The 25,015-nt window shown below is 71.0% G+C and carries 23 protein-coding genes and 1 tRNA gene; 14 read left to right on the top strand and 10 right to left on the bottom strand.

Annotation, left to right across the window (positions count from 1 at the left end; genetic code table 11):
* Positions 1-80: 80 nt before the first annotated feature.
* Both mshA and ACZ51I_RS21965 read left to right on the top strand, forming a co-directional pair.
* The gene (mshA, locus tag ACZ51I_RS21960) at positions 81-1,448 is read left to right on the top strand and encodes a D-inositol-3-phosphate glycosyltransferase (RefSeq protein WP_468878408.1); all 1,368 of its coding nucleotides are present in this window, start codon (positions 81-83) and stop codon (positions 1,446-1,448) included.
* Complete coding sequence (locus tag ACZ51I_RS21965; protein WP_468878411.1) at positions 1,441-1,941, top strand: type III secretion system chaperone family protein; 501 nt, start codon at positions 1,441-1,443, stop codon at positions 1,939-1,941. Before mshA ends, ACZ51I_RS21965 begins: the two co-directional genes overlap by 8 nt.
* Before the next feature lie 85 nt (positions 1,942-2,026).
* Here the strand turns inward: ACZ51I_RS21965 and ACZ51I_RS21970 are convergent, their stop codons facing one another.
* Positions 2,027-3,385 (bottom strand): MDR family MFS transporter, encoded by a 1,359-nt coding sequence (locus tag ACZ51I_RS21970; protein WP_468878413.1) that lies wholly within the window; start codon positions 3,383-3,385, stop codon positions 2,027-2,029.
* 125 nt (positions 3,386-3,510) lie between these two features.
* Here ACZ51I_RS21970 and ACZ51I_RS21975 point away from each other — a divergent pair, with 125 nt between their 5' ends.
* Entirely contained in the window at positions 3,511-4,272 is a 762-nt protein-coding gene (locus ACZ51I_RS21975; RefSeq protein WP_468878416.1) for a phosphoglyceromutase, read from the top strand.
* A gap of 117 nt (positions 4,273-4,389) precedes the next feature.
* Here ACZ51I_RS21975 and ACZ51I_RS21980 read toward each other — a convergent pair whose 3' ends face one another.
* Complete coding sequence (locus ACZ51I_RS21980) at positions 4,390-5,013, bottom strand: hypothetical protein (RefSeq protein ID WP_468878419.1); 624 nt, start codon at positions 5,011-5,013, stop codon at positions 4,390-4,392.
* Positions 5,014-5,145: 132 nt separating this feature from the next.
* Here ACZ51I_RS21980 and ACZ51I_RS21985 point away from each other — a divergent pair, with 132 nt between their 5' ends.
* Positions 5,146-5,613 (top strand): GNAT family N-acetyltransferase, encoded by a 468-nt coding sequence (locus ACZ51I_RS21985; RefSeq protein ID WP_468878421.1) that lies wholly within the window; start codon positions 5,146-5,148, stop codon positions 5,611-5,613.
* Positions 5,614-5,677: 64 nt separating this feature from the next.
* Here the strand turns inward: ACZ51I_RS21985 and ACZ51I_RS21990 are convergent, their stop codons facing one another.
* A complete protein-coding gene (locus ACZ51I_RS21990; protein WP_468878424.1) occupies positions 5,678-5,821 on the bottom strand; it encodes a hypothetical protein in 144 nt (47 codons plus the stop codon).
* A gap of 88 nt (positions 5,822-5,909) precedes the next feature.
* Entirely contained in the window at positions 5,910-6,590 is a 681-nt protein-coding gene (phoU, locus tag ACZ51I_RS21995; protein WP_033203724.1) for a phosphate signaling complex protein PhoU, read from the bottom strand.
* Between the two features lie 263 nt (positions 6,591-6,853).
* On the opposite strand from phoU, the gene phoR reads away from it, so the two are divergent.
* A complete protein-coding gene (gene phoR, locus ACZ51I_RS22000; protein ID WP_468878426.1) occupies positions 6,854-8,083 on the top strand; it encodes a two-component system sensor histidine kinase PhoR in 1,230 nt (409 codons plus the stop codon).
* Between the two features lie 5 nt (positions 8,084-8,088).
* Entirely contained in the window at positions 8,089-8,760 is a 672-nt protein-coding gene (gene phoP / locus ACZ51I_RS22005) for a two-component system response regulator PhoP (RefSeq protein WP_465270246.1), read from the top strand.
* A gap of 99 nt (positions 8,761-8,859) precedes the next feature.
* On the opposite strand, the gene ACZ51I_RS22010 is transcribed toward phoP, so the two are convergent.
* Positions 8,860-9,495 (bottom strand): DUF461 domain-containing protein, encoded by a 636-nt coding sequence (locus ACZ51I_RS22010; protein WP_468878429.1) that lies wholly within the window; start codon positions 9,493-9,495, stop codon positions 8,860-8,862.
* Between the two features lie 739 nt (positions 9,496-10,234).
* Here ACZ51I_RS22010 and ACZ51I_RS22015 point away from each other — a divergent pair.
* The 6 genes from ACZ51I_RS22015 to ACZ51I_RS22040 all read left to right on the top strand — a co-directional run bounded on the left by ACZ51I_RS22015 (position 10,235) and on the right by ACZ51I_RS22040 (position 16,530).
* A complete protein-coding gene (locus ACZ51I_RS22015) occupies positions 10,235-10,717 on the top strand; it encodes a CarD family transcriptional regulator (RefSeq protein WP_003953493.1) in 483 nt (160 codons plus the stop codon).
* 396 nt (positions 10,718-11,113) lie between these two features.
* The gene (ispD, locus tag ACZ51I_RS22020; RefSeq protein ID WP_468878431.1) at positions 11,114-11,863 is read left to right on the top strand and encodes a 2-C-methyl-D-erythritol 4-phosphate cytidylyltransferase; all 750 of its coding nucleotides are present in this window, start codon (positions 11,114-11,116) and stop codon (positions 11,861-11,863) included.
* Positions 11,853-12,371, top strand: coding sequence for a 2-C-methyl-D-erythritol 2,4-cyclodiphosphate synthase (gene ispF, locus ACZ51I_RS22025; protein ID WP_468878433.1), 519 nt, complete (start codon positions 11,853-11,855; stop codon positions 12,369-12,371). The genes ispD and ispF overlap by 11 nt, the downstream gene beginning before the upstream one ends.
* A 64-nt stretch (positions 12,372-12,435) precedes the next feature.
* On the top strand, positions 12,436-13,836 hold the full coding sequence (gene cysS, locus ACZ51I_RS22030; protein WP_468878434.1) for a cysteine--tRNA ligase: 1,401 nt from the start codon (positions 12,436-12,438) through the stop codon (positions 13,834-13,836).
* A gap of 76 nt (positions 13,837-13,912) precedes the next feature.
* On the top strand, positions 13,913-14,872 hold the full coding sequence (rlmB, locus tag ACZ51I_RS22035; RefSeq protein ID WP_468878436.1) for a 23S rRNA (guanosine(2251)-2'-O)-methyltransferase RlmB: 960 nt from the start codon (positions 13,913-13,915) through the stop codon (positions 14,870-14,872).
* 95 nt (positions 14,873-14,967) lie between these two features.
* Positions 14,968-16,530, top strand: coding sequence for a DoxX family membrane protein (locus ACZ51I_RS22040; protein WP_468878439.1), 1,563 nt, complete (start codon positions 14,968-14,970; stop codon positions 16,528-16,530).
* A gap of 67 nt (positions 16,531-16,597) precedes the next feature.
* On the opposite strand, the gene ACZ51I_RS22045 is transcribed toward ACZ51I_RS22040, so the two are convergent.
* The 4 genes from ACZ51I_RS22045 to ACZ51I_RS22060 form a co-directional block, all read right to left on the bottom strand.
* Positions 16,598-17,314 carry a nucleotidyltransferase family protein gene (locus ACZ51I_RS22045; protein WP_468878442.1) on the bottom strand — a complete coding sequence of 239 codons (717 nt, stop codon included), beginning with the start codon at positions 17,312-17,314 and terminating at the stop codon, positions 16,598-16,600.
* Between the two features lie 52 nt (positions 17,315-17,366).
* The gene (locus tag ACZ51I_RS22050) at positions 17,367-17,777 is read right to left on the bottom strand and encodes a hypothetical protein (protein WP_468878444.1); all 411 of its coding nucleotides are present in this window, start codon (positions 17,775-17,777) and stop codon (positions 17,367-17,369) included.
* 198 nt (positions 17,778-17,975) lie between these two features.
* Positions 17,976-19,073 carry an ABC transporter ATP-binding protein gene (locus ACZ51I_RS22055; RefSeq protein WP_468878447.1) on the bottom strand — a complete coding sequence of 366 codons (1,098 nt, stop codon included), beginning with the start codon at positions 19,071-19,073 and terminating at the stop codon, positions 17,976-17,978.
* A 360-nt stretch (positions 19,074-19,433) separates the two neighbouring features.
* A complete protein-coding gene (locus ACZ51I_RS22060; RefSeq protein ID WP_468878449.1) occupies positions 19,434-20,837 on the bottom strand; it encodes an RNA-guided endonuclease InsQ/TnpB family protein in 1,404 nt (467 codons plus the stop codon).
* Between the two features lie 157 nt (positions 20,838-20,994).
* Between ACZ51I_RS22060 and ACZ51I_RS22065 the strand changes: the two genes are divergently transcribed.
* Both ACZ51I_RS22065 and ACZ51I_RS22070 read left to right on the top strand, forming a co-directional pair.
* Positions 20,995-21,068, top strand: a tRNA-Thr gene (locus ACZ51I_RS22065).
* Between the two features lie 208 nt (positions 21,069-21,276).
* Entirely contained in the window at positions 21,277-23,364 is a 2,088-nt protein-coding gene (locus ACZ51I_RS22070) for a restriction endonuclease (RefSeq protein WP_468878452.1), read from the top strand.
* 62 nt (positions 23,365-23,426) lie between these two features.
* Here ACZ51I_RS22070 and ACZ51I_RS22075 read toward each other — a convergent pair whose 3' ends face one another.
* The gene (locus tag ACZ51I_RS22075; protein ID WP_468878455.1) at positions 23,427-24,815 is read right to left on the bottom strand and encodes an NAD(P)/FAD-dependent oxidoreductase; all 1,389 of its coding nucleotides are present in this window, start codon (positions 24,813-24,815) and stop codon (positions 23,427-23,429) included.
* Positions 24,816-25,015 lie beyond the last annotated feature (200 nt).

Below are 25,015 nucleotides of genomic sequence, written 5' to 3' on the forward strand. Positions count from 1 at the left end.
GCCCGACCCAGCTCAGCCCGAGGGCCCCGGCCCGAGGCCCCCGAGAGGCCCCCGAGGCCCCGAGCGGAAGGACCGCCGACGTGAGCCAGTACGTGTCCCGGTTCGCCGGTACCCGCCACCGGCACCCGGCGCCGGGCAGGCTCCGGCTCCCCGGCCGGCCCCGCACCCCCCGGCGCGTGGCCATGCTCAGCGTCCACACCTCGCCGCTGCACCAGCCCGGCACGGGCGACGCGGGCGGCATGAACGTCTACATCGTCGAGCTGGCGAAACGACTCGCCGCCATCGACATCGAGGTGGAGATCTTCACCCGGGCCACCACCGGCGGCCTTCCCCCGGTGGTCGAGCTGACCCCGGGCGTGCTCGTACGACACGTGGACGCCGGCCCGTACGAGGGCCTGGCCAAGGAGGAGCTGCCGGCACAGCTCTGCGCCTTCACGCACGGCGTGATGCAGGCGTGGGCGGGCCACCGCCCTGGCCACTACGACCTGGTCCACTCCCACTACTGGCTCTCCGGCCACGTCGGCTGGCTCGCCGCCGAGCGCTGGGGCGTCCCGCTCGTGCACGCCATGCACACCATGGCGAAGGTCAAGAACGCCGCGCTCGCCGAGGGCGACACGCCCGAGCCCGCGGCCCGGGTGATCGGCGAGACGCAGATCGTCTCCGCCGCCGACCGACTGATCGCCAACACGGCCGAGGAGGCCGACGAGCTCGCCCGCTTCTACGAGGCCGACCCCGGCAAGATCGCGGTCGTGCACCCGGGCGTCAACCTCGACCACTTCCGTCCCGCCGACGGCCGCGCCGCCGCCCGCGCCCGGCTCGGTCTCCCGCAGGACGCGTTCATCCCGGTCTTCGCCGGCCGGATACAGCCGCTGAAGGCCCCGGACATCCTGCTCCGCGCCGCCGCCCGGCTCCTGGAGCAGGACCCCTCCCTCCGTACCCGCATGGTCGTCCCGGTGGTCGGCGGCCCGAGCGGCAGCGGTCTGGCCAAGCCGGAACAGCTGCAGAAGCTGGCCGCGCGGCTCGGCATCGCGGACATCGTGCGGTTCCACCCGCCGGTGGGGCAGGACCGTCTCGCCGACTGGTTCCGCGCCGCGAGCGTCCTCGTCATGCCCTCGTACAGCGAGTCCTTCGGCCTGGTCGCCATAGAGGCGCAGGCGGCGGGCACCCCGGTCGTCGCGGCGGCGGTGGGCGGTCTGCCCGTGGCCGTACGGGACGACGTGACCGGTTTCCTCGTGCAGGGACACGACCCGGCGGACTACGCCCGCGCGCTCGGCCGGTTCGTGGCGGACCCGTCGCTGTCGGCCCGGATGGGCGAGGCGGCGGCGCTGCACGCCGGCTCCTTCGGCTGGGACACGGCGGCGTCGGGCACGGCGGACGTGTACACGGCCGCCATGCACGACCACCGGCTGCGGGAGAACCGCCGTCGCGTACGCTCGCACCATGGCTGAGGACGTTCGGCGGATCATCGAGGACACGTTCAACGACGCGGAGCTGGACTGGGAGTGCCCGGAGCCCGGCTCGTACGTCGTGAAGCTCCCGGGCACGCGCAAGCTGTTCACCACCCTGTCGCTGCGGGTGGGCCGCCACTCCCTCTCCCTCAACGCCTTCGTCATCCGCCACCCCGACGAGAACGAGGCGGGCGTCCACCGCTGGCTGCTGGAGCGCAACCTCAAGCTGTACGGGGTGAGTTACGCGGTCGACGGCCTCGGCGACGTCTACCTCGCCGGCAAGCTCCCGCTGGCCGCCGTCACCCCGGAGGAACTGGACCGGCTGCTCGGCTCGGTCCTGGAGGCGGCGGACGGCGACTTCAACACGCTCCTGGAGCTGGGCTTCGCGTCGGCGATCCGGCGGGAGTACGAGTGGCGGGTGTCGCGCGGGGAGTCGACGCGCAACCTGGACGCCTTCAAGAACCTGACCGAGAAGTCCTCGAAGCGGGGCTGACGAGGCCCGTTCCGGCAGGGGTATGCCGACGGGCCCCGGCGGTGCTCTCCGTACCGGGGCCGTCCGGCCTACGACAGCGCGCGGGTCAGGCGCTGACGGCGGAGGGGGTGGCGGTGGCCCCGACGTCCTCGCTCTTCACCAGTGGGGCGCCTACTGGGACTTCCGCCGCCACGACCTCCACGACTTCCACGACCTCCACGGTCTCCCCGACCCCCTCGTTCCCCTTGGTCTCTTCGCAGAGGGCCTTCCGCAGCCGCGTGTAGTACCCGGCGGCGGCGATGACGCCGATCGCGGCGGTCGCGGCCCACAGGGCGTCGGGTCCGGGGCCGCCGACGATCGCGCCGGCGCCGATCGGGGCGACGAAACCGGCCACGGCCCACGACATCCCCATCACGCCCTGGTAGCGGCCCCGGGCGTGCTCGGGGGCGAGGCGGGCGGTCGCGGCGGCGTTCGTCGGGACGTGGATCATCTCGCCGACCGTCCAGACGATCACGGTCGCGGCGAAGGCGACGGGGGAGCCGGCGAGGGCGGTGGCGCCGGTGCCGAAGGCGAAGAGGAGGGCGGAGAGCGTCAGCAGGAGGACCGGAGAACGCTTGTCGGTCAGCCTGTTGACGAGCAGTTGGAAACCGACGATCACGATGCCGTTGACGGCGATGACGAGACCGTACGAGGAGGGGGAGAGGCCCTGGTTCGCCATCGTGAGCGGCAGGCCGATCCAGGGCGCGGTGAAGACGAGGCAGACGAGGAGGTTGAGGAGGACGAGCGTCCGGAAGGGCGCGTCGCGCAGCACGGTGAGCATGCTGACCTTCTCCTCGACGACCGGCGCGCCGGCCGTGTCGGTGCGGCCCTCGGGGCGCGTCTCGGGAAGGCGCAGGAAGACGATGACGGCGCAGAGGACGGTGGCGACGGCGTCGACGACGAAGAGGGTGCGGTAGCCGAGGACGGCGGCCGCGCCGCCGCCGATGGAGGCGATGGCGAAGCCGAGGTTCAGGGCCCAGTAGTTGAGGGCGTACGCCCGGCGCACGTCGTGGGCGGGGACCATGTCGGCGATCGTCGCGTTGATGGAGGGGCGGACTGCCTGCATGGCGACGCCCATGAGGAGGACGACCGCGGCGATGGCCCAGGCGCTGGTGACGACGGCGAGGGCGGCGGCGCAGGCGGCGGCCGCGAGGTGCATGGTGACCATCGTGGGGCGGCGGCCCCAGCGGTCGGTGAGCGCGCCGCCGAGCGGCGATCCCGCCACCCCGCCGAGACCGTGGAGGGCGACGACGAGACCGGCGAACCAGGCGGAGTGTCCGAGCTCGACGGTCAGGTAGAGGGACAGGAAGGTCAGGACGAACGCCCCGGTCCGGTTGACCAGGGTCGACAGCCACAACCACCAGAAGCCTTGCGGAAGGCCGGAGACCGTCGCCCGGGCTGATCGTCTGAGCGAGTCGATGGACATGTGTGGTGGCCCCCTGCTGTACGTAAGCCCTGCTTCCAGCTCCCGTAACTTACGCATCTCAGGGGGCGGACGCCAGTGAATTGACGACGCGCGTCAATCGTCAGCGGTCGATTAGGCTCGTACGCATGGCCGACGCACCGTACAAGCTGATCCTCCTCCGCCATGGCGAGAGCGAGTGGAACGAGAAGAATCTGTTCACCGGATGGGTGGACGTGAACCTCACCGCCAAGGGCGAGAAGGAGGCGACGCGCGGCGGCGAGCTGCTCAAGGACGCCGGCCTGCTGCCCGACGTGCTGCACACCTCCCTCCAGAAGCGCGCCATCCGCACGGCGCAGCTCGCGCTGGAGTCCGCGGACCGCCACTGGATCCCGGTCAACCGCTCGTGGCGCCTGAACGAGCGCCACTACGGCGCCCTCCAGGGCAAGGACAAGGCCCAGACGCTCGCCGAGTTCGGCGAGGAGCAGTTCATGCTGTGGCGCCGCTCGTACGACACCCCGCCGCCGGCGCTGTCCGACGACAGCGAGTACTCGCAGGCCCACGACGCCCGCTACCAGACGATCCCGCCGGAGCTGCGCCCGCAGACCGAGTGCCTCAAGGACGTCGTCGAGCGGATGCTCCCGTACTGGTACGACTCCATCGTCCCGGACCTCCTCGCCGGCCGCACCGTCCTGGTCGCCGCCCACGGCAACAGCCTCCGCGCCCTGGTGAAGCACCTGGACGGCATCTCGGACGCGGACATCGCGGGCCTCAACATCCCGACGGGCATCCCCCTGTCCTACGAGCTCGACGAGAACTTCAAGCCCCTCAACCCGGGCGGCACCTACCTCGACCCGGACGCCGCGGCGGCGGCCATCGAGGCCGTGAAGAACCAGGGCAAGAAGAAGTAAGAAAAGTGATCATGCCCCTGACCTGCGCCTACGGCGCAGGGCGGGGGCATTTTCTCGCTGTGGGCGACTCGGCTCCCGGGACGGTGCCCGGCGCGGCTGAGGGGGTCATGACCTGCTTCAACCGGTGGCGAAAGGGTTCCCGTGCCCGGGAAGCCGGCCGCCCGGCGGCACGTAGCGCAGCCGGCCGTTCCGGTCGGTCACCGGCGTGAAGCCGGCCGCCTCCAGTCGGGCGGTGTACTTGACGACGAAGTGTCGGCTGATGGCGAACCCGACGGGTATCAGAGCCGCGATCACGGCCGAGACGACTCCGGTGATGGTGAGGATGTCGCTCGCCTTCCCGCCGTACTCGAAGCCGAGGTCCAGGGCGACCAGGGTGAGGGGCACGGCCATGAGCGCCAGCCGTTGCCTGGTGGAGTACTGGCGCTGAAGGTCCAAGGTCATCCGGGCCTTGAGAATCTCGAGCTCCTCGGGCACGAGCGGCGGCAGCGACACCCCGTCGCCCGCGTTCGGATACCGAGCCCAGTTATCCGCGGCGCGCGCCCGGGCCTGCGGGGTGGGATCCGGTACGAGCGTCATCTCCACTGTGCCGCTGCCCTCTTGCAGGTCCGCGTACTCGTACCCGAATTGCTGCGCGATGAAGGCGAGTCGGGTGAGTCTCTTCATCGTCGCGAGCATGGTGAGCTTGACCGGCTCCCCGCTCGCCATCAGCCGCAGCATTCTCTGCACATGCGTCTCACGCACTGGTGCTCCCCCCGGATACGACGCTTCGGGGCAGCTTCCCACGACGGCATCCTCATGCGGAACGCAGGGCCCTCGAGATGGACGGCCGGAGGGGGTTCGTCGTGGTCCGCGGTGGCTCGGTACCGTCCGTGCATGAGCACGTCACTGCGCCTGGAACAGGTCACCCCCGCCACCATCGACGCCGCACTCGCCCTGCGCGTCCACCCCCACCAGGAGCGGAACGTCGCCCCCGTCGTGCGCTCCCTCGCCGAGGCCTACGCGTTCGGGGACGCCGCCTGGCCGCGCCTCGTCTTCGACGGTGACCGGCTCGTCGGCTTCGTCATGGCCTTCCTCGACCTCCCCTGGAACGAGGAGCGCGACCCCACCGACCGCCGCAGCGGTCTCTGGCGGCTCAACATCGCCGCCGACGGCCAGGGCAAGGGGTACGGACGCTTCGCCGTCGAAGCCGTACGGGAGGAACTGCGCCGGCGCGGCGAGCGGCGGTTCTACGTGACCTGGGCGCCCGGCGAGGACGGACCCGGCGCTTTCTACGAGCGGCTCGGGTTCCGTACCACCGGCGAGGTCAGCGGCGGCCAGACGGTCGGTGTCCTCGAGGTGTGAAAGGCGGGGTGGGGTACGGGGTCGGCCCGTACCCCACCCCGCCCGTCTCACCGGTCAGCCGCTGCTAGCCCCCGCACTGGCACGGGGAGCCCGACTGGCAGCCGCAGCCGCAGCCCGAGCCGCAGCCGCAGGCGCCGAGCACGGGCAGGAACACCGGCTCGCGCGGCGCCTCCGTCCCGGACTCGGTCGGCATGGGGGATTCGGCCATGAGGGTCCCTCCCTTTCGAGGCGCGCTTCGCCTCCCCCCATTGCATGCCCACTCGGACCGGCGCATCAACGGCGCACAGGAGCCACGCCTACGCGCCCTCCACCGGCGCGTCGGCCGCCTGCAGTTCGTCCGCGTGCTCGCCCGTCACCAGGTACACCACGCGCTTCGCCACCGACACCGCGTGGTCCGCGAACCGCTCGTAGTACCGGCCGAGCAGCGTCACGTCCACGGCCGTCTCGATGCCGTGCTTCCAGCGGTCGTCCATCAGGTGCTGGAAGAGCGTCCGGTGCAGCAGGTCCATCTCGTCGTCGTCCTGCTCCAGCTGGAGCGCCAGGTCGACGTCCTTCGTGATGATGACCTCCGCCGCCTTCGCCATCAGGCGCTGCGCCAGCTGACCCATCTCCAGGATGGTCGCGTGCAGGTCCCGCGGCACCGCCGTGTCCGGGAACCGCAGCCGCGCCAGCTTCGCCACGTGCTGCGCCAGGTCGCCCGAGCGCTCCAGGTCGGCGCTCATCCGCAGCGAGGTCACCACGATCCGCAGGTCCGTCGCCACCGGCTGCTGCCGGGCGAGCAGCGCTATCGCCCGTGCCTCCAGGTCGTGCTGGAGGTCGTCGACCTTCTGGTCCGCCGCGATCACGCTCTCCGCGAGCTTGAGGTCGGCGTCGAGCATCGCCGTCGTGGCGCGCCCGATCGCCGACCCGACGAGCCGGGCCATCTCGACCAGGCTCTCGCCGATCGAGTCCAGTTCCTCGTGGTACGCGTCCCGCATGGATGTCCCTCTCTACGCAAAGCTCCGGGGTCCGGGTGGGGCTCGGATCCCCACGCTCCCACGTTCGGCCTCCTACGCGTCCGGTTCCACCCCCTGAAATGAACCGGCACTTTCCCCCAGGTGAACTCTGGGCGACCCGCGCCACCCCGGCCGCCGGGGCAAATGAACCACCCGCGTCTCCACGGTGAACTCTGGGCGACGACTGTTCGAGCAGCCACTCGGACGGCTGGGAGAGTGTCCGTGACCCCGCATAACCTTGAGGCATGGACGTGAACGCGGCGGTCGCCGCATTGGCAGCGATCGCCGGAGTGTGCACCGGCGTGATCGCCATGCTGGCGTTCCGCTGGAGCGAGCGCGACCAGGCGCGACCGACCCGTACCTCCCTGCACACCGACGCCGTGCTCCCGCCCGGCGTCGACACCGTGCTGTCCGTGCTGCGCTCCTCCGCGGTCGTCCTCGACGAGAGCGACTCCGTGGTGAAGGCCAGCTCGGCCGCGTACGCGCTCGGCCTGGTCCGCGGCGGCAAGCTGGCCGTCGAACCCATGCTGAACATGGCCCGCGACACCCGCCGCGACGGCGAGATACGGCAGGTGGAGCTGGACCTGGCCCGGCGCGGCACCGGACGCGGCGAGGTCCTCGCCGTCTCCGCCCGGGTCGCCCCCCTGGGCTCGCGGCTCGTGCTGCTCCTGGTCGAGGACCTCACCGAGGCCCGCCGCATCGAAGCGGTGCGGCGCGACTTCGTCGCCAACGTGAGCCATGAGCTCAAGACCCCCGTAGGCGCGCTCTCCCTGCTCTCCGAGGCGGTCATGGACGCCTCGGACGACCCCGAGGCGGTCACCCGCTTCGCCGGCCGGATGCAGATCGAGGCGACCCGCCTCACCAACCTCGTCCAGGAGCTCATCGACCTCTCCCGCGTGCAGAACGACGACCCGCTGGACGACTCCGAGCCGGTCTCCGTCGACGAGCTCGTCGCCGAGGCGATCGACCGCTCCCGGCAGCCCGCCTCCACCAAGCAGATCACCATGGTCTCCGGCGGCGCCGCCGACCTGTACGTATGGGGCAGCCGGGGCCAGCTCGCCGCGGCCCTCGGCAACCTCGTCGAGAACGCCGTCAACTACTCACCGGCCCGTACGCGGGTGGGCATCGCCGCCCGCCGGGTCGCCGCCCCCGCGGGCGACCTGATCGAGATAGCCGTCACCGACCAGGGCATCGGCATCCCCGACAAGGACAAGGAGCGCGTCTTCGAGCGCTTCTACCGGGTCGACCCGGCCCGCTCCCGTGCCACCGGCGGCACGGGCCTCGGCCTGGCCATCGTCAAGCACGTGGCCGCCTCGCACGGCGGGGAGGTCACCGTCTGGAGCACCGAGGGCCAGGGCTCCACCTTCACCTTGCGGCTGCCCGAGGCGGGCGCCGTACGGGACCGCCGGTCCGCCTCTTCTCCCACCCCAGATCTCATGACCGAACCGCTTCCCGCCCCGGAGGTCCTTCCGTGACCCGAGTGCTCGTCGTCGAGGATGAGGAATCCTTCAGCGACGCCCTGTCGTACATGCTCCGCAAGGAAGGCTTCGAGGTCGCCGTCGCGGCGACCGGGCCCGACGGCCTCGACGAGTTCGAGCGCAACGGAGCCGACCTCGTCCTCCTCGACCTGATGCTTCCGGGTCTGCCCGGCACCGAGGTGTGCCGCCAGCTGCGCGGCCGCTCGAACGTCCCGGTGATCATGGTGACCGCCAAGGACAGCGAGATCGACAAGGTCGTGGGCCTGGAGATAGGGGCCGACGACTACGTCACCAAGCCCTTCTCCTCGCGGGAGCTGGTCGCCCGCATCCGCGCGGTGCTGCGCCGCCGCGGGGAGCCCGAGGAGGTCACCCCGGCGGCCCTGGAGGCCGGCCCGGTCCGCATGGACGTGGACCGGCACGTCGTCACGGTCTCGGGCGGCAAGGTCGACCTCCCGCTGAAGGAGTTCGACCTCCTGGAGATGCTGCTGCGCAACGCGGGCCGCGTGCTGACCCGCATGCAGCTCATCGACCGGGTCTGGGGCGCGGACTACGTCGGCGACACCAAGACCCTCGACGTCCACGTCAAGCGCCTCCGCGCCAAGATCGAGCCCGACCCGGGCGCGCCGCGCTACCTCGTGACCGTCCGCGGCCTCGGGTACAAGTTCGAGCCGTAGACCGGCCGGGGCCCGGAGACGGGCTCCCGGTTCGAGCCCTGATGTGCGTGAAGGGGCGCCCCCTCCTGGGGGCGCCCCTTCACGTGTGTCTGCTCGGCGTCAGTGGCCGGCGGTCGTCGGCGCGCCCGAGGCCGGGGTCTCGGCGCCGTGCTCCGCGCCGTGGCCCGCCTCGCCCGAGGGCGACGCGGAGGCGGTCGGGGAGACGCCCGGGGGAGCCGGGACGACCTCGGGACCGAAGTCCTTGAAGTAGCTCTTCGCCGGGACCACGAAGGCGCTCAGGCCCACGTCGCCGGTCTTGCTCAGCTTGAAGACGATCTTCTGCGCGTCGCCGTCACGGGCGGCCTCGGAGCCGTTCTCGATCAGGGCGGAGGCGTTGCCCGCGCCGCCGATCACGAGGGAGCCGCCGGCGGGGACGGTGAGCGGGCCGGTGCCCGACGCCGCCTTCAGCTTCACGGCGGCGGTCGTGCCGGGCAGGCTGATCGCGTCGATGGTCTGCGGCTGGCTGCCGTTGTTGAAGACGGTGGCCGAGACGGCGGCCGGGCCCTTGACGCCGGGCTCGGGCTGGGTGATGACCAGCGCGTTCTGGATCTTGACGTCGTCGACCGTGACGGCGGCGTTGTCCGGCCGGATCTCGAGCGTCTGCGCGTCGTTGCCGGCGCCACAGGCGGACAGGGTGGCGACGGAGAAGACGAGGGCGGTGGCGGCGAGGGCGCCGCGTCGAAGGCTGCGGCTCACGGCGGCGGCATCTCCTAGGACGTACGGACGGGCGTGGGAACCAAGGGACAGCTAGGGCGTGTCCGGCGGATCAGGGCCGGATAGGCCGTGATCCGCCGGACAGGTCCTAAAGGTGTGTCAGCGCGCTTAGGTTACCGAGCCTCACTCCGCGTCCCGCACCCGACCCGCCCCTAAGGCCTGTCCGGCGGAATCACGGCCGGGCCACCGGACAAGGCCCTCACCCGGCACAGCCGTACCCGGGCGCCCCGCCGGCGGTCCGCGCCGGCTCTTCCGCCGCTCCGCGCGCCTCGGCCAAGGTGGCCGGATCGCGATCATTGACCCACTGTTCACATATCCGCCTTGATCAATTCGGAGGCGTCCCGCATTCCGCGGAGCCGTCCCCACCGAAAATCCCTCGCCGGCGATCACTCGACGTCCACTGATCAATTTCGGGATTCACCCCGGCATGCCTCCGTACGGGTGACCGATCCTCGAACGGAGTAGGGGAAGAAGGCCCCCTCGAACCCGACAAAACGGGACATCGACCGCCCCTGGAGGGCTTCCGGGTAGGTGTAACGTGCGCGTTTCTCTCTGTCCGCGCAGGCGCTCCGACCTGCGAATACCGCCTTCCGGAAGCCCTTCGCAGCACGTTCGTGTCGTCGTTGTCAAGCCCCGAGATATGCCCTGACCTGCGAAAACGCCATTCAGAAGAAGCCGAATCCGTGTTACCCTGGATAGCCACGGAAGGGGTACCTGTCACATGACGTTCAAGGTTGGCGACACCGTGGTCTATCCCCATCACGGGGCCGCGCTGATCGAGGCCATCGAAACTCGCCAGATCAAAGGCGTGGACAAGACCTACTTGGTGCTCAAGGTCGCGCAGGGCGACCTGACGGTTCGTGTACCGGCGGACAATGCGGAGTTCGTCGGTGTTCGCGACGTGGTCGGTCAGGACGGGCTGGACCGGGTCTTCGAGGTGCTGCGCGCGCCGTACGCCGAAGAGCCGACGAACTGGTCCCGTCGCTACAAGGCAAATCTCGAGAAGCTCGCCTCCGGCGATGTCATCAAGGTCGCCGAAGTGGTGCGCGACCTGTGGCGTCGTGAGCGCGAGCGCGGACTCTCCGCAGGTGAGAAGCGCATGCTCGCCAAGGCTCGCCAGATCCTGGTGAGCGAGCTGGCTCTCGCGGAGAACACGAACGAGGACAAGGCCGAGGCTCTCCTCGACGAGGTCCTCGCGTCCTGAACCGCGACCCGCGGTTCCTGAGCTGGGTCTCGCGATTCCAGAACCGCCGCCCGCGGTTCCTGGACCGCTCGACACGGCTCTCGGGACCGCGTCCTGCGGTGAGCAGAGGCGTAGCGAAGCAGTGAAGCAATGCCGCGGTGCCCGCTGGCGTACTGTGATCCACACAGTGCTGTCGCCGGGCGCTGCGGCATGTTCGCGTGCGTCCGCGGTTCGAACGCCCGGCCGCACCGCTGAAGTAACCCGCACCCCCTGAATTTCTCTACGTCCGAACCCCTGTGCCCACGCGGCAACGCCTCGACCGTCGTCACGGAAAGGGCCCGGTCAAGGCGGCGCGTCCGGCACGGTGAAGGCCATACCCATGTCGGCCGCGGAAACAAACCTGCCGGAGTGCAACCGATGACAGACGAAGCGCGTCCCCGTCGTACCGCCGTGGTGATCCCGGCCGCCGGGCGGGGCGTACGCCTCGGCCCGGGCGCCCCCAAGGCGCTCCGCGCCCTGAACGGCACCCCCATGCTCATCCACGCCGTCCGCGCGATGGCCGCCTCCCGCGCGGTCTCGCTCGTGGTCGTGGTCGCTCCCCCCGACGGCGCCGCCGAGGTCAAGAACCTCCTCGACGCACACGCCCTGCCCGAGCGGACCGACTACCTCGTCGTCCCCGGCGGCGAGACCCGCCAGGAATCCGTCCACCTCGGTCTCCAAGCGCTCCCGGAGGACATCACCACCGTCCTCGTCCACGACGCGGCCCGCCCCCTGGTCCCCGTCGACACCGTGGACGCCGTCATCGAAGCCGTACGGGACGGGGCCGTCGCCGTCGTCCCCGCCCTGCCCGTCGCCGACACCGTCAAGGAGGTCGAGCCGGCCGAGAAGCCCGGCGACCTCGAACAGGTCGTCGCCACTCCGCCCCGCGCCCGCCTCCGCGCCGTCCAGACCCCGCAGGGCTTCGACCGCGACACCCTGGTCAACGCCCACGCCACCATCGCCCTCACCGGCGAGGGCGCCACCGACGACGCCGGGATGGTCGAGAAGCTCGGCGCGCCCGTCGTCGTCGTACCCGGCCACGAAGAGGCCTTCAAGGTGACCCGCCCCCTCGACCTCGTCCTCGCCGAGGCCGTACTCGCCCGCAGGAGGGCCAACGATGGCTTCTGAACCGCCGCTCCTTCCCCGTACCGGCATCGGCACCGACGTCCACGCCTTCGAGAAGGGCCGCGAACTCTGGTGCGCCGGCCTCCTCTGGGAGGACGAGGAGTACGGGCTCGCCGGGCACTCCGACGGTGACGTCGCCGCCCACGCCGCCTGCGACGCGCTCTTCTCCGCCGCCGGCGTCGGCGACCTCGGCGCCCACTTCGGCACCTCACGCCCCGAGTGGTCCGGCGCCTCCGGCGTCACCTTGCTCGCCGAGGCCGCCCGGATCGTCCGCGCCGAGGGGTACGAGATCGGGAACGTCGCCGTGCAGGTCGTCGGCGTCCGACCCAAGATCGGCAAGCGGCGCGACGAGGCCCAGAAGGCGCTGAGCGAGGCGGCCGGCGCACCCGTCTCCGTCTCCGGCACCACCACGGACGGGCTCGGCCTCACCGGCCGCGCCGAGGGCCTCGCCGCCCTCGCGACCGCCCTCGTGTACCCCGCCACCGCCTCCCAGGGCCACCAGAGCCGGTGAAAAACGTCATCGGTGACCCCGATCAGGTCGCGGGGCACTATCACACGCCCACTACTCTGGAGTGGTGACTATTCGCCTGTACGACACCAGCGCCCGGCAGATCCGTGACTTCACCCCGCTCACGCCGGGCTGCGTCTCGATCTACCTCTGTGGCGCCACCGTGCAGGCGGCCCCGCACATCGGCCACATCCGGTCCGGGCTGAACTTCGACATCATGCGCCGCTGGTTCGCCTACCGCGGCTACGACGTCACGTTCATCCGCAACGTCACCGACATCGACGACAAGATCATCAGGAAGGGCGCCGAACAGGGGCGCCCCTGGTGGTCCATCGGCTACGAGAACGAGCGCGCGTTCAACGCCGGTTACGAGGCCCTCGGTTGCCTCCCGCCGACGTACGAACCCCGCGCCACCGGCCACGTCCCCGAGATGATCGAGATGATGCGGGGCCTGATCGAGCGCGGCCACGCCTACGAGGCCGACGGCAGCGTCTACTTCGACGTGCGCTCCTTCCCGGGATACCTGGAGCTGTCCAACCAGGACATCGACGACCTCCGCCAGCCCGCCGAGGAAGGCATCACCGGCAAGCGCGACCCCCGCGACTTCGCCATGTGGAAGGCGACCAAGCCGGGCGAGCCCGACTGGGAGACCCCGTGGGGCCGCGGCCGTCCCGGCTGGCACCTGGAGTGCTCGGCCATGGCCCACAAGTACCTGGGCACCGCCTTCGACATCCACGGCGGCGGCCTCGACCTGATCTTCCCGCACCACGAGAACGAGATCGCCCAGGCCAAGGCCTTCGGCGACGAGTTCGCGCGGTACTGGGTGCACAACGCCTGGGTCACCATGAGCGGCGAGAAGATGTCGAAGTCGCTCGGCAACAGCGTGCTGGTGTCCGAAATGGTGAAGAACTGGCGCCCGATCGTCCTGCGCTACTACCTGGGCACCCCCCACTACCGCTCGATGATCGAGTACAGCGAGGAGTCCCTGCGCGAGGCCGAGTCGGCGTTCGCCCGCATCGAGGGCTTCGTCCAGCGCGCCACCGAGAAGGCCGGAACGACCGTCGCCCCCGCCGCCGAGGTGCCGCCGGCCTTCGCCGAAGCCATGGACGACGACCTGGGCGTACCGCACGCGCTCGCGATCATCCACACCACCGTCCGCCAGGGCAACAGCGCCCTCGCCGCGGACGACAAGGACGAGGCCATCGCCCGCCTCGCCGAGGTCCGCGCCATGCTCGGCGTCCTCGGCCTGGACCCCCTCGACCCGCACTGGGCCGAGGAGACCGGCGGCGGCGACGAGCTCCACGGCGTCGTCGACACCCTCGTACGACTCGTGCTCCAGCAGCGGGAAGCGGCGCGCGAGCGCAAGGACTGGGCGACCGCGGACGCGATCCGCGACCAGCTCAACCAGTCCGGCCTCGCCATCGAGGACAGCCCCGACGGCCCCCGCTGGACGCTGGGCAACCGTTAGAAGACGTGCCGCTCGGGACCCCGGGCGGCACACTTCAGTTACAGACTTTGTACGTCAGCAGAGGAAACAGGTAGTCATGGCCGGGAACAGCCAGCGCAGGAACCGTCGCACGTCCAACAAGAAGGGTGCGACGATCGGCAGCGGTGGCCAGCGGCGCAAGGGCCTCGAAGGCAAGGGCCCGACCCCCAAGGCCGAGGACCGCAAGGGCCACAAGGCGTACCGCGTCTCCAACGCGATGGCACGGCAGGCGGCCAAGCGCCGCCCCGCGCCCCGCCGCGGCGGCCCCAAGGGCGCCAGCGAGATGGTCGTCGGCCGCAACCCGGTCTTCGAAGCGCTGCGCGACGGCGTGCCCGCCACCACCCTGTACGTGCAGCAGTTCATCGACAACGACGAGCGAGTGCGCGAGGCCCTCCAGCTCGCCGGCGCGCGCGGCAACATCCACCTCATGGAAGCCCCCCGCCCCGAGCTCGACCGCATGACCAACGGGCTGAACCACCAGGGCCTGGTCCTCCAGGTCCCGCCGTACGAGTACGCCCACCCCGAGGACCTCACCGCCGCCGCCTACGACGACGGCGAGGACCCGCTGATCGTCGCCCTCGACGGCGTCACCGACCCGCGCAACCTCGGCGCGATCGTCCGCTCCGTCTCCGCCTTCGCCGGCCACGGCGTGGTCATCCCCGAGCGCCGCGCCGCCGGAATGACCGCAGGCGCCTGGAAGACCTCCGCAGGCACCGCCGCCCGCACCCCGGTCGCCCGCGTCACCAACCTGACCCGCGCCCTGCAGGAGTACAAGAAGGCCGGCATCGCCGTCGTCGGCCTCGCCGCCGAGGGCACGCACGAGGTGCAGGACCTGGAGGCGCTCGGCGGCCCGGTCGTCATCGTCGTCGGCTCCGAGGGCAAGGGCCTCTCCCGTCTCGTCGGCGAGACCTGCGACTTCCTCGTCCGCATCCCCATGCCGGGCGGCGCCGAGTCGCTCAACGCCGGCGTCGCCGCCGGTGTCGTCCTCTACGAGGCGGCCCGCCGCCGCAGGGGCTGACCCGAACGAGGGACGCACCCCGGCCGTGATCTTGACGGGCCTCGGACATTTGGCAACCGTCAAGGCAGTGTCCTAACCGCACATCACTCGGTTAGATGAGTGTGGACACCAGAACGCCCCGGCCGGGGTTCGACGATCAGCCCGCGCTGAGCATGGTCAAGGTGGATTCCGATCCCGCCCAGGTGATCGTGAACCACGCCAGCTTCCGTGTGCGGCTCGCGCCGGCCCCGCAGCCCAAGCTCGGCGCCGCTGCCCGCACCGCCGCCCTCGCCGGAGTCGCCGCTGGAGCGGGCGGCCCGCGCCGTCGCCCCGTCGTGTGGACCGGAAAGTCCACACCCGGAGCGACCGGCCTCCTCCAAGCCGTGCGCGAGTCGTCCGTCTCCACGCTGGAACCCGCCGGGAGCGGCGGTCACGGCGTCGGCGACACCCAGGCCATCCCACGCATCGACACCACCATGCCGACCCCCGTGGTGCCCGCCGAGGCCGCACCCCTCCTGCCGCCCATGCGCCGCGCCGAGGGCGCCTACGACGAGCTGTACGACCTCAGGCCCGAGCCCACCGAGCCCCACGGGAACGACACACCGCAGGCACGGGCCGCGCAGCGGCACGGACAGGAGAACGTCCGCCACGCCTACTACCCCGGCCGCCGGATGAACCTCGGCGTCGTCCTCCTCCCACTCCGCGTCTTCCTCGGCTTCATCTCCATCTACGCCGGCATGGGCAAGCTCTGCGACCCCGTCTACTTCGACGGCGGCGAGCGCGGCTCCATGGTGAAGTGGCTCAACTCCCTCCACCCCTGGGCCCTCGCCGAACCGCTGCGCGACTTCGCCCTCCAGCACCCCGTCGGCGCCGGACTCACCGTCGCCTTCCTCCAGGTCGTCGTCGGCGTCCTCACCGTCCTCGGCCTCTGGCAACGCGTCGCCGCCGTCGTCGGCGCCCTGCTCTCCGCCGCGCTGCTCCTCACCGTCAGCTGGAAGAGCGTCCCGGTCTACGACTCCGCCGACATCATCTACCTCGCCGCCTGGTCCCCACTGATCATCGCCGGCGCCCCCGTCTACTCCCTCGACGGCCGCCTCGCAGGCGAGGCCTGGCGCACCCTCGGCCCACGCGCCGAACTCTGGGACCTCCGCCGCCGCGTCACCCGCCGCAGCACCCTCCTCGCCGCCGTCGTCGTCGGCCTCACCCTCCTCGTCGGCTCCGTCCTCGGCGGCGCCGTCCGCTCCACCGAGATGGTCACCGTCCCGGGCCCCAACGACGACCCGATCAACCACCTCCCCGGCCAGCCGCTTCCGCCGGAACCCACGCGCCCCGCCCCGACGAAGGCCGCCCCCACCCAGCCCCAGCCCGCCGCGACCAGCGAGGCGCCCGCACGACGCGAGGAGACCCAGGAGCCCACCCGGCCCACCGAGCCGACCCGCCAGTCCACCCGGACCCAGGAGCAGCGCCCGACCGCCACCCAGGGCACGAGCACCGGCGGCACCACCAGCCGTACGCCCACGCAGTCGAAGCCCGCGCCCCCGCCGTCCACCACCGGCACCCCGAGCAGCACCGGCGGCACGTCGAGCGGCGGCTCGACCGGCTCCACCAGCACCCCGCCCGAGAGCGGCTCGACGACGGGCGGCGGCGCGCGGAACCCGATCGGCGGCCTGCTGGGCTGACGCACGGGCACGAAGAAGGGCGGCACCGCGGAAGACGCGGTGCCGCCCATTCTCGTACGCCCGTCGGTCAGGCCCGCTGGGCGGCCAGCTCCTTGGCCGCCTCCGTCAGGTCCTTGGCGGTGTCGATGGCCCTCCAGTACGCGCCCTGGGGCAGCGGGAAACCCGCCAGGCGCCGCTCACGCGCCAGGCGGGGGAAGGTGGTCCGCTCGTGGTCGCCCAGGTCCGGGAGGAGTTCCGTGAAGGCCGCCGAGAAGACGTACACGCCCGCGTTGATCAGGAACGGCGACGGCGGCGCCTCGATGAAGTCGGTGATGTGCCCGAAGGTGTCGGTCTCGACGGCGCCCCACGGGATCCGGGGGCGCGCCAGGGCCAGCGTGGCGAGGGCGTCGCGCTCCGCGTGGAAGTCGGCCATCTCGCGCAACGAGAAGCGGGTCCAGATGTCGCCGTTGGTGGCGTACCAGGCCTGGTCCGGGGCGGGCAGGTGCGCGGCCGCGTACTTGAGGCCGCCACCGCGGCCGAGGGGCTCGGTCTCGACGACCGTCGTCACCTTCAGCGGCAGGTCCGCGCCGGCCAGCCACTCCTGGAGCACCTCGGCGAGATGGCCGCAGGAGACGACGGCGTCGGTCACGCCCTCGGAGGCCAGCCAGGAAAGCTGATGGCCGATGATCGGGGTCCCGGTGCCCGGGATCTCGACCATCGGCTTGGGGCGGTCGTCGGTGTACGGGCGGAGCCGTGAGCCCTGGCCGCCCGCCAGGACCACGGCCTGCGTCGGAGTGCTGTGCATACGGGGAACGATAGGCGCCCGGTATGCCTCGGGGCGTTCAGCTCGCGGCTGTTCAGCTCGCGCGCATCACGCCGGTCGCGTACGAGGTGTCGCAGACCGGGCGGGAGAAGGACTGGGCACGCGAGGGGCCGTAGTACTCGACGGCGGCGCGGCCGAGGGCACGGGCGATGGAGAAGCAGTGCTGGGCGAGGGAGGGCCGGTTCTCCACCTCGCGCTGGAGGTGGGTGAGAGCCACGCCGGGGTCCTTCTCCTGAAGCTCTGCGAGGAGCTGGTCGCGGAGAATATCCTGCGGGGCACGGGACTTGGCCCGGGTGGAGACGTCCGTGGAGGACGCGGTGAGCTGGGTCCCGGAGTCCTGGCCGGCCCACGGAACGGCGGACACCGCGAGCGTTCCCGAGAGCACCAGGACGACGGGCAGGACGAGGGCGAGAGAGCGGCCGATTCGGCGGGCAGTGTGCGTCACGCCAGCGAGCGTAGCGGCCGGTAGTGATATGGCGACATTTAGTCACTCTCACGAGGGATGGTTCGAGGCGGCTTTTCGAATTCCGTGTTGACGCGGGGGCTCCAGCGGGCCCCGAATGCCGGGGTTTTCGGGGAAAGCCCGTTTAAACGAACGGCCCCGCGTCCACAAGGGACGCGGGGCCCTCCGGCCACCCGTGGATCAGTCGCTGAGACGCTCGCCCGTGGAGGTCGAGAAGACGTGCAGCTCGGCGGCTCGCGGCACGACGTGCAGAGTGGAACCCTTGGCGGGCACGTCACGGCCGCCGACGCGGACCACCAGGTCCTTGTCCTCGCCGCCGACGCGCGTGGAGCCGTACACGAAGCCGTCCGAGCCGAGCTCCTCGACGACGTTGACCGTCACCGCCAGGCCGTCCTTGCTCGTCGGACCCGAGACGTCGAAGTGCTCGGGACGGACGCCGACCACCACCGTGGTGTCACCCTTGGCGGAAGCGGCGGCGATCGCGTCACGGGAGACCGGGACCACGCTGTTGCCGAACTTCACGCCGCCGTCCGTGATCGGGACCTCGACCAGGTTCATCGCCGGGGAGCCGATGAAACCGGCGACGAAGAGGTTGGCCGGCTTGTCGTACATGTTGCGCGGGGAGTCGATCTGCTGGAGCAGACCGTCCTTCAGGACGGCGACCCGGTCGCCCATCGTGAGGGCCTCGGTCTGGTCATGGGTGACGTAGACCGTGGTGATGCCCAGACGGCGCTGGAGGCCCGCGATCTGCGTACGGGTCGAGACACGGAGCTTGGCGTCGAGGTTCGACAGCGGCTCGTCCATGAGGAAGACCTGCGGCTCACGCACGATCGCGCGACCCATGGCCACGCGCTGGCGCTGACCGCCGGAGAGCGCCTTCGGCTTCCGGTCCAGGTACTCGGTGAGGTCCAGGATCTTCGCGGCCTCTTCGACCTTGGCGCGGATCTCGGACTTGTTGACACCGGCGATCTTGAGCGCGAAGCCCATGTTGTCGGCGACGGTCATGTGCGGGTACAGCGCGTAGTTCTGGAACACCATCGCGATGTCCCGGTCCTTCGGCGGCAGGTGCGTGACGTCGCGGTCACCGATGCGGATGGAGCCGGCGTTGACGTCCTCGAGACCCGCGAGCATGCGCAGGGAGGTCGACTTGCCACAGCCGGAGGGGCCGACGAGGACGAGGAACTCGCCGTCCGCGATCTCGATGTCGAGCTGGTCGACGGAGGGCTTGGTGGCACCCGGGTAGATCCGGGTGGCCTTGTCGAACGTGACGGAAGCCATGCTGATGTGTCCCTTCACCGGCAGGAACGTGCCGGACGATCCGAGTAAAGGAAGGATTGAGGTCTAGTCCACCAGGGTGAACTCCGGGCGACGCTACCCTGAGGCTGTCCGATCTGTCAGCAGTCGCGGACGATGAGATTTCCGAGGACAGCTCGGCGCACGGCAGAGCAGCGATCTTTTGACCTGGTGTCCGTGGTGGCAGAGCGCTCCACTTTTGACCCCGCCACGCACGTGACATTTCCTGCTTCCACACCCATCGCCATACCGGCATGACCCTGGGGGCCACACCGAGCCGGTCTTACGCGAGCTCCACAGGCATTCCGGCCGACGGCCCGTCGGTCCGTACCGCGTTCCTCACTCCTACGAGGCCTGGGCGACGTCCGGCAGCTCCGACGCCCGGATCAGCGACGGGACCGGCTTCCCCGGCGGCAGCGCTGCCGCCACCCACCAGTACAGCCGCATCCCCTCGTCCCGAAGATTCACCGCCGCGTTCCTGTCCCGCCCGTGCACGGCCTCGCACTCCGCACAGACCCACTCACGGACCGACACGTCCAGGCGCGGCCCCTTCGTGTGGCAGGCCGAACAACGCCGCGTCGACGGAAAGAACCGGTCCACGACCACCAGCGTCCGGCCGTACCACGCGCACTTGTACCGCAGCTGCCGCAACAGCTCACCCCACGCCGCATCCCGGATCGCCTGATTCAGCTTCGCCTTCCGCCGCCGACCCTTCCCCCGGGCAGGACGCATCAGATGGGCGACCGGCAGGTCCTCCACCACGAGCACTTGGTTCTCGCGCACGAGGCGGGTGGTGAACTGATCCAACAGATCCCTGCGCACATCACCGATCCGGGCATACAGACACGCGATACGTCCCCGCGTCCTCTCCCGATTCGACGACCCCTGCTCCTTCCGGTGCAGCGCCCTCTGCCGACGGGCCAACTCCTCCCCGTACTTCTTCAGCAGCCGCGGATGCGCGAGCGACGAACCGTCGTCCACCGTCACCAGCGCCGCCAGACCCAGATCCAGACCCACCGCCTTCGGCACCGAGGCACCCGGGACGAACACCGGCGGCAACGGATCGATCCGCTCCTCCACCAGCACCGACAGGAAGAACCGGCCCGCCCGGTCACGCGTCACGTTCAACCGCACCGGCACCTGGCCCGTCGGCAACGGCCGCGACCAGCGGACATCGAGGGGAACCGACTGCTTCGCCAGCGTCACCGACCCCGTACCCGGCCGCTCCTGATCCTCCACCCACCGGAAACCGGTCCGCACATACACAGCGCTGTCCCGGGACCGGCCCTTCCTCTTCCGCTGCGGATACTTCGCCGACCGCTGGAAGAACCGCGAGAAAGCCCCGTCCAGATGCCGCAGCGCCTGCTGCAACACCGTCGACGACACCTCCCGCAACCACTCCCTCCCCTCCTCCCGCTTCCACCCCGTCAACGCACGACACGTCTCCGCGAAACCGACCGACACCCCATGTCGCTCCCAGGCCTCGACGCGGAGCGTCAGGCCCTCGTTGCAGACCCATCGGCAGGCACCGAAGGTCTTGGCCAGCTGCTCGGCCTGGTCGGGGGTGGGGTAGAAGCGGTAGCGGTACGTCCGCTGCTGGGTGCCGGCCTCCTTGGCGCGTCTCTGCATCGGGACTGCCGCCCGCCCCAGGTGCTTGCGCCGGTCGGGGATGCCCAGGGCCTCCCGCTTCACCTGCTCGGCCTCGGCGCCGATCACCCGCCGCGGCACTTCCTCGGATGGCTCGGCCATCACCCCTCCCCGTCATGCTGTCCGATAGTCGGAACTGCACTCCAGTCCGGTCAACGAACGTGTGGGCGGATGGTTACGGGGGTCGGGAAGTTCTTCGTAAGGGGTTGGCGTCGCTGTGTAGAGTGGGAGAGCCTCGCGCGTGCTTGCGGTACGCGGTGCCTCCTTAGCTCAGCTGGCCAGAGCAACGCACTTGTAATGCGTAGGTCGTCGGTTCGAATCCGACAGGGGGCTCTGAGCAGGGATGAAGGGCCCCGGACGCGTCTCGTGTCCGGGGCCCTCCGTCGTACCCGGGTGTTCTGGCTGTTCAAGGGCACCGCTCCCGCGACGGCCCCCGTCGGCTTGTTCCGGACTCTCCGTGCGCGGGGGTTCATGGTCCGGGACACTTGTGCGACACGGGGGGCGTACAGGTGGGGCCGGGGTTGCGGGGAGGGGTGCGGGGATGAGTCGGCGTTCCGGTGGGCTGATCGGGGTGTGGGCCGAGCAGCAGCGGGTGGCGCAGCGGCAGCGTGAGGGCCGGCACCAGGCGGTGCTGCGGCAGGAGCGGGACGCGGAGCGGGCGCAGCGGGCGTATGAGCGGGATGTCGCGCGGATGCGGCGGGAGCAGCGGGCGGCGTATCGGCGGCAGCGGGAGGCGGACGCGCTGCGGCGGACTCAGGAGCTGGACGAGCGGGTGGCTCTGCTCGGGTCGTTGCTCGCGACGGGTTGTGGGGCGCCGGCTTTCCGTGTGGAGTCGCTGCGGCGGGAGGAGGAGGTCGAGCCGTTCGCTCCCGGGCCCCTGGGGGAGCCCGTTGCGATGCCGGATCAGCGGTTCTACCAGCCGCAGGGGGCCTGGACGGTGTCCGGGCGTGCGCAGGCTGAGCGGGAGGCGCGGGCGCGCTTCGAGCGCGACTGGTACGCGGCGCAGGTCGCCGAGGCGCGGCGGGTGGAGCAACTGGCGGCGTACCGGCGGGCGTACGACTCCTGGGCGGAGGCTCGGCGAGCGGAGATACGGGCCCAGAACAGTGGGGTCGATGGGACCGTGGCGGCCTTGCGGGAGGGGGAGGCGGATACCGTCGTCGAGTTCTTCTCCGCCGTGCTCTTCGCGTCGACTGCTTGGCCTGACGGGTTTCCTCGGGAGGTGTCGGCCGCCTATGACCGGGTGGGGCGCGGGCTCGTCCTCGACTGGGACTTGCCCGGGTACGAGGTCGTTCCGGAGGCGAAGGCCGTCAAGTACCTGCCGAGCACGGACCAGGAGAGGGAGGTTCCGCGGCCGGTGACGCAGCGGCGGGCGTTGTATCGGGATGTGCTGGCGCAGAGTGTGTTGCTCGCGGTGCGGGAGCTGTTCGCCGCGGACCGGTTCGGGGCGCTCGACGGGGTGGCGCTGAACGGGTATGTGGGTGGGGTCGATCCCGCTACCGGGCTTGCCGCGCGTGTGTGCGTGGCCTCGGTCGTGGTGGAGCGGTCTGTGTTCGATCGGCTGAACCTGGAATTGGTGAGGGCCGTCGAGTGTCTCACCGGGGCGTTGGCCGGGCGGTTGTCGGTGAAGCCGGAGGAGCGGGTGGCGGTGGCGCCGCTGCGGGAGCCGGGGCAGGTGGGTTCGGATGTGGTGGTGCAGGGGGATGGTGAGGAGCCCGATCTCCTCACTATGGATCCGATCGCGTTCGAGGGGCTTGTGGCCGAGCTTTTCCGGGCGCGGGGGCTTCAGGCGGTGACCACGCGGCGGTCGGGTGACGGCGGGGTGGATGTGGAGGCGTTGGATCCTGATCCGATCAGTGGCGGGTCGATCGTGGTGCAGGTGAAGCGGTACCGGAACACGGTGTCGCCGAGTGCGGTGCGGGATCTGTTCGGGACGGTGCAGGACCGGGGGGCGACCAAGGGGGTGCTCGTCACGACGTCGAGGTTCGGGCCCGGTTCGTACACCTTTGCCAACGGTAAGCCGCTGACGCTGATTTCGGGGGTCGAGTTGGTGGATCTGCTGCACCAGCACGGCTTGCGGGGCCGGTTGGGCGGGGCCGCGCCGGGGCCGGTTCGGGTGCCCGTGTCCGCGCCCGCCGAGGCCGCTGAGGACTTCAATCTGTTGGGGATGGTGTGGTCGGGCTCCGCCGTTCTGGACGTCTGTGCGCTGGTCTGTGCGGGGGGCCGGGTGCTCGGTGACGAGTGGTTCGTCTTCTTCAACAATCCGGTGACGCCGGACGGTTCGGTGGCCATGGTGGCGGCGGCGCCGGGTGATCGCGCGGCTGTGCGGGTCGGTTTCGACGCGTTGCCTGCGCGGGCGGACCGGCTGGTGCTGGTGGCGGCCGTGGACCCGGAGGTGAACCCCGATGTGGATCTGGGCGGGTTCAGCGAGGCGGGGATCCGGTTGCGGGACGACTCGGGCGTCGAGCTCGACCGGCTTGAGGTGTCCGACGGGCGGCCGGGGGAGACGGCGCTCGTCCTGGGGTCGTTCCGGCGGCGGGCCGGCGGTGACTGGGACTTCGTCCTGGGCGGGAAGGGGTACCGGGGTGGTCTGGAGGAGCTGGTGGGGGACTTCGGTATCGAGGTGGAGTAGGTGGTGGTGCCGGGCGTCGGGTGAGGGCGCGGGGTGCGGGGTGCGCCCTCACCTGGGGTTGTTCAGCGGCCGCTCAGCCGGTTGGCGAGGGCGGCCACGCGGTCCGTCTCCGCGGTGTGGGTGGTGGTTTCGCGGCGGTCCGCGCCTCGGAAGGCGGCGTACATGGTCTGGACGCCGAGCCAGCGCAGTGGTTCCGGTTCCCACTTGCGGACCTTGTGGTTGACCCAGGGCAGGGTGGTGAGGTCGGTGGGGCCCGCCTGGGCGGAGTCCTCCTTGATCAGGTCGCGGAGGGTGCGGGCGGCGAGGTTGGCGGTGGCGACGCCCGAGCCGACGTAGCCGCCGGCCCAGCCGAGGCCGGTGGAGCGGTCGAGGGTGACGGTGGCGCACCAGTCGCGGGGGACGCCGAGGACGCCGGACCAGGCGTGGTCGATCCGTACGCCCGCGAGCTGCGGGAAGAAGCGGACGAGGATTTCGCGGAGGGCGTCGATGGTCTGGGGCTGGGTGCGCCCGTCGTTGTCGGTCTTGGAGCCGAAGCGGTACGGGACGCCGCGGCCGCCCAGGGCGATGCGGCCGTCGGCGGTGCGTTGGGCGTACATGTAGGCGTGGGCCATGTCGCCGAGGGTCTCGCGGCCGTCCCAGCCGATGGTTTCCCATTGGGTGTCGGTGAGCGGTTCGGTGGCGATCATCGAGGAGTTCATGGGGAGCCAGGTGCGGCGCTGGCCGGCGAGGGAGGCGGTGAAGCCCTCGGTGCAGCGCAGGACGTACGGGGCGCGGACGGTGCCGTATGGGGTGATCGCGTGTTTGGGCTTGATCTCGGTGACGGGGGTCGATTCGTGGATGGTGACGCCGAGGGCTTCGACGGTGGCCGCGAGGCCTTTGGCGAGTTTCACGGGGTGGAGGCGGGCGCCGTGCGGGGTCCAGGAGGAGCCGACGGCTCCGGTGACGCGGACGCGTGTGGCGGTGTCGCGGGCGCCGTAGAGCTCGCGGTCGGTTTCGCCGTAGGCGAGTTCGGTGGTGTGGAAGGCCTTGAGGCGGGTGAGCTGGGCGGGGGAGAGGGCGACTTCGAGGACGCCGCCCTGGTGGATGTCGGCGTCGATCTTTTCGTGTTCGCAGATGTCGACGACTTCGGTGACGGTGGCGTTCATGGCCTGTTGGAGGCGGACGGCGGCGTCGTGGCCGTGGAGCTTGGCGTACCGGTCGCGGCCGGCGATGCCGTTGTAGAGCCAGCCGCCGTTGCGGCCGGAGGCGCCGTAGCCGCAGAACTTGGCTTCGAGGACGGTGATGTTGAGGAAGGGGACGGCCTTCTTGAGGTAGTAGGCGGTCCACAGTCCGGTGTAGCCGCCGCCGACGATGCAGACGTCGGCGGTGGTGTCGCCGGGGAGTGGTTCGCGGGGTGCGGGGGCGCCCTCCTGCGCGTACCAGAACGATATGCCGCCGTTGACCGTGCTCATGTGTACCCCTGGATTCCGGATGCGTGGGCGGGACGTTACCGGTGGCTCCGGGGCTGTGGATACGGGTCTTCGGGGGGCGGTGTCCGGCTGGGGCCCGGGAGGGGGGCCCGCTGCGGATTCCGTTGTCGCGGCAGGTCCTCTTCCGGGCCGCGTGGGACCGGGCGGGAGGTGGCCCTTGCGGGGAAGCCGCTGGCCAGAAG

It is taken from the genome of Streptomyces sp. NPDC034084 (genome assembly GCF_055575535.1).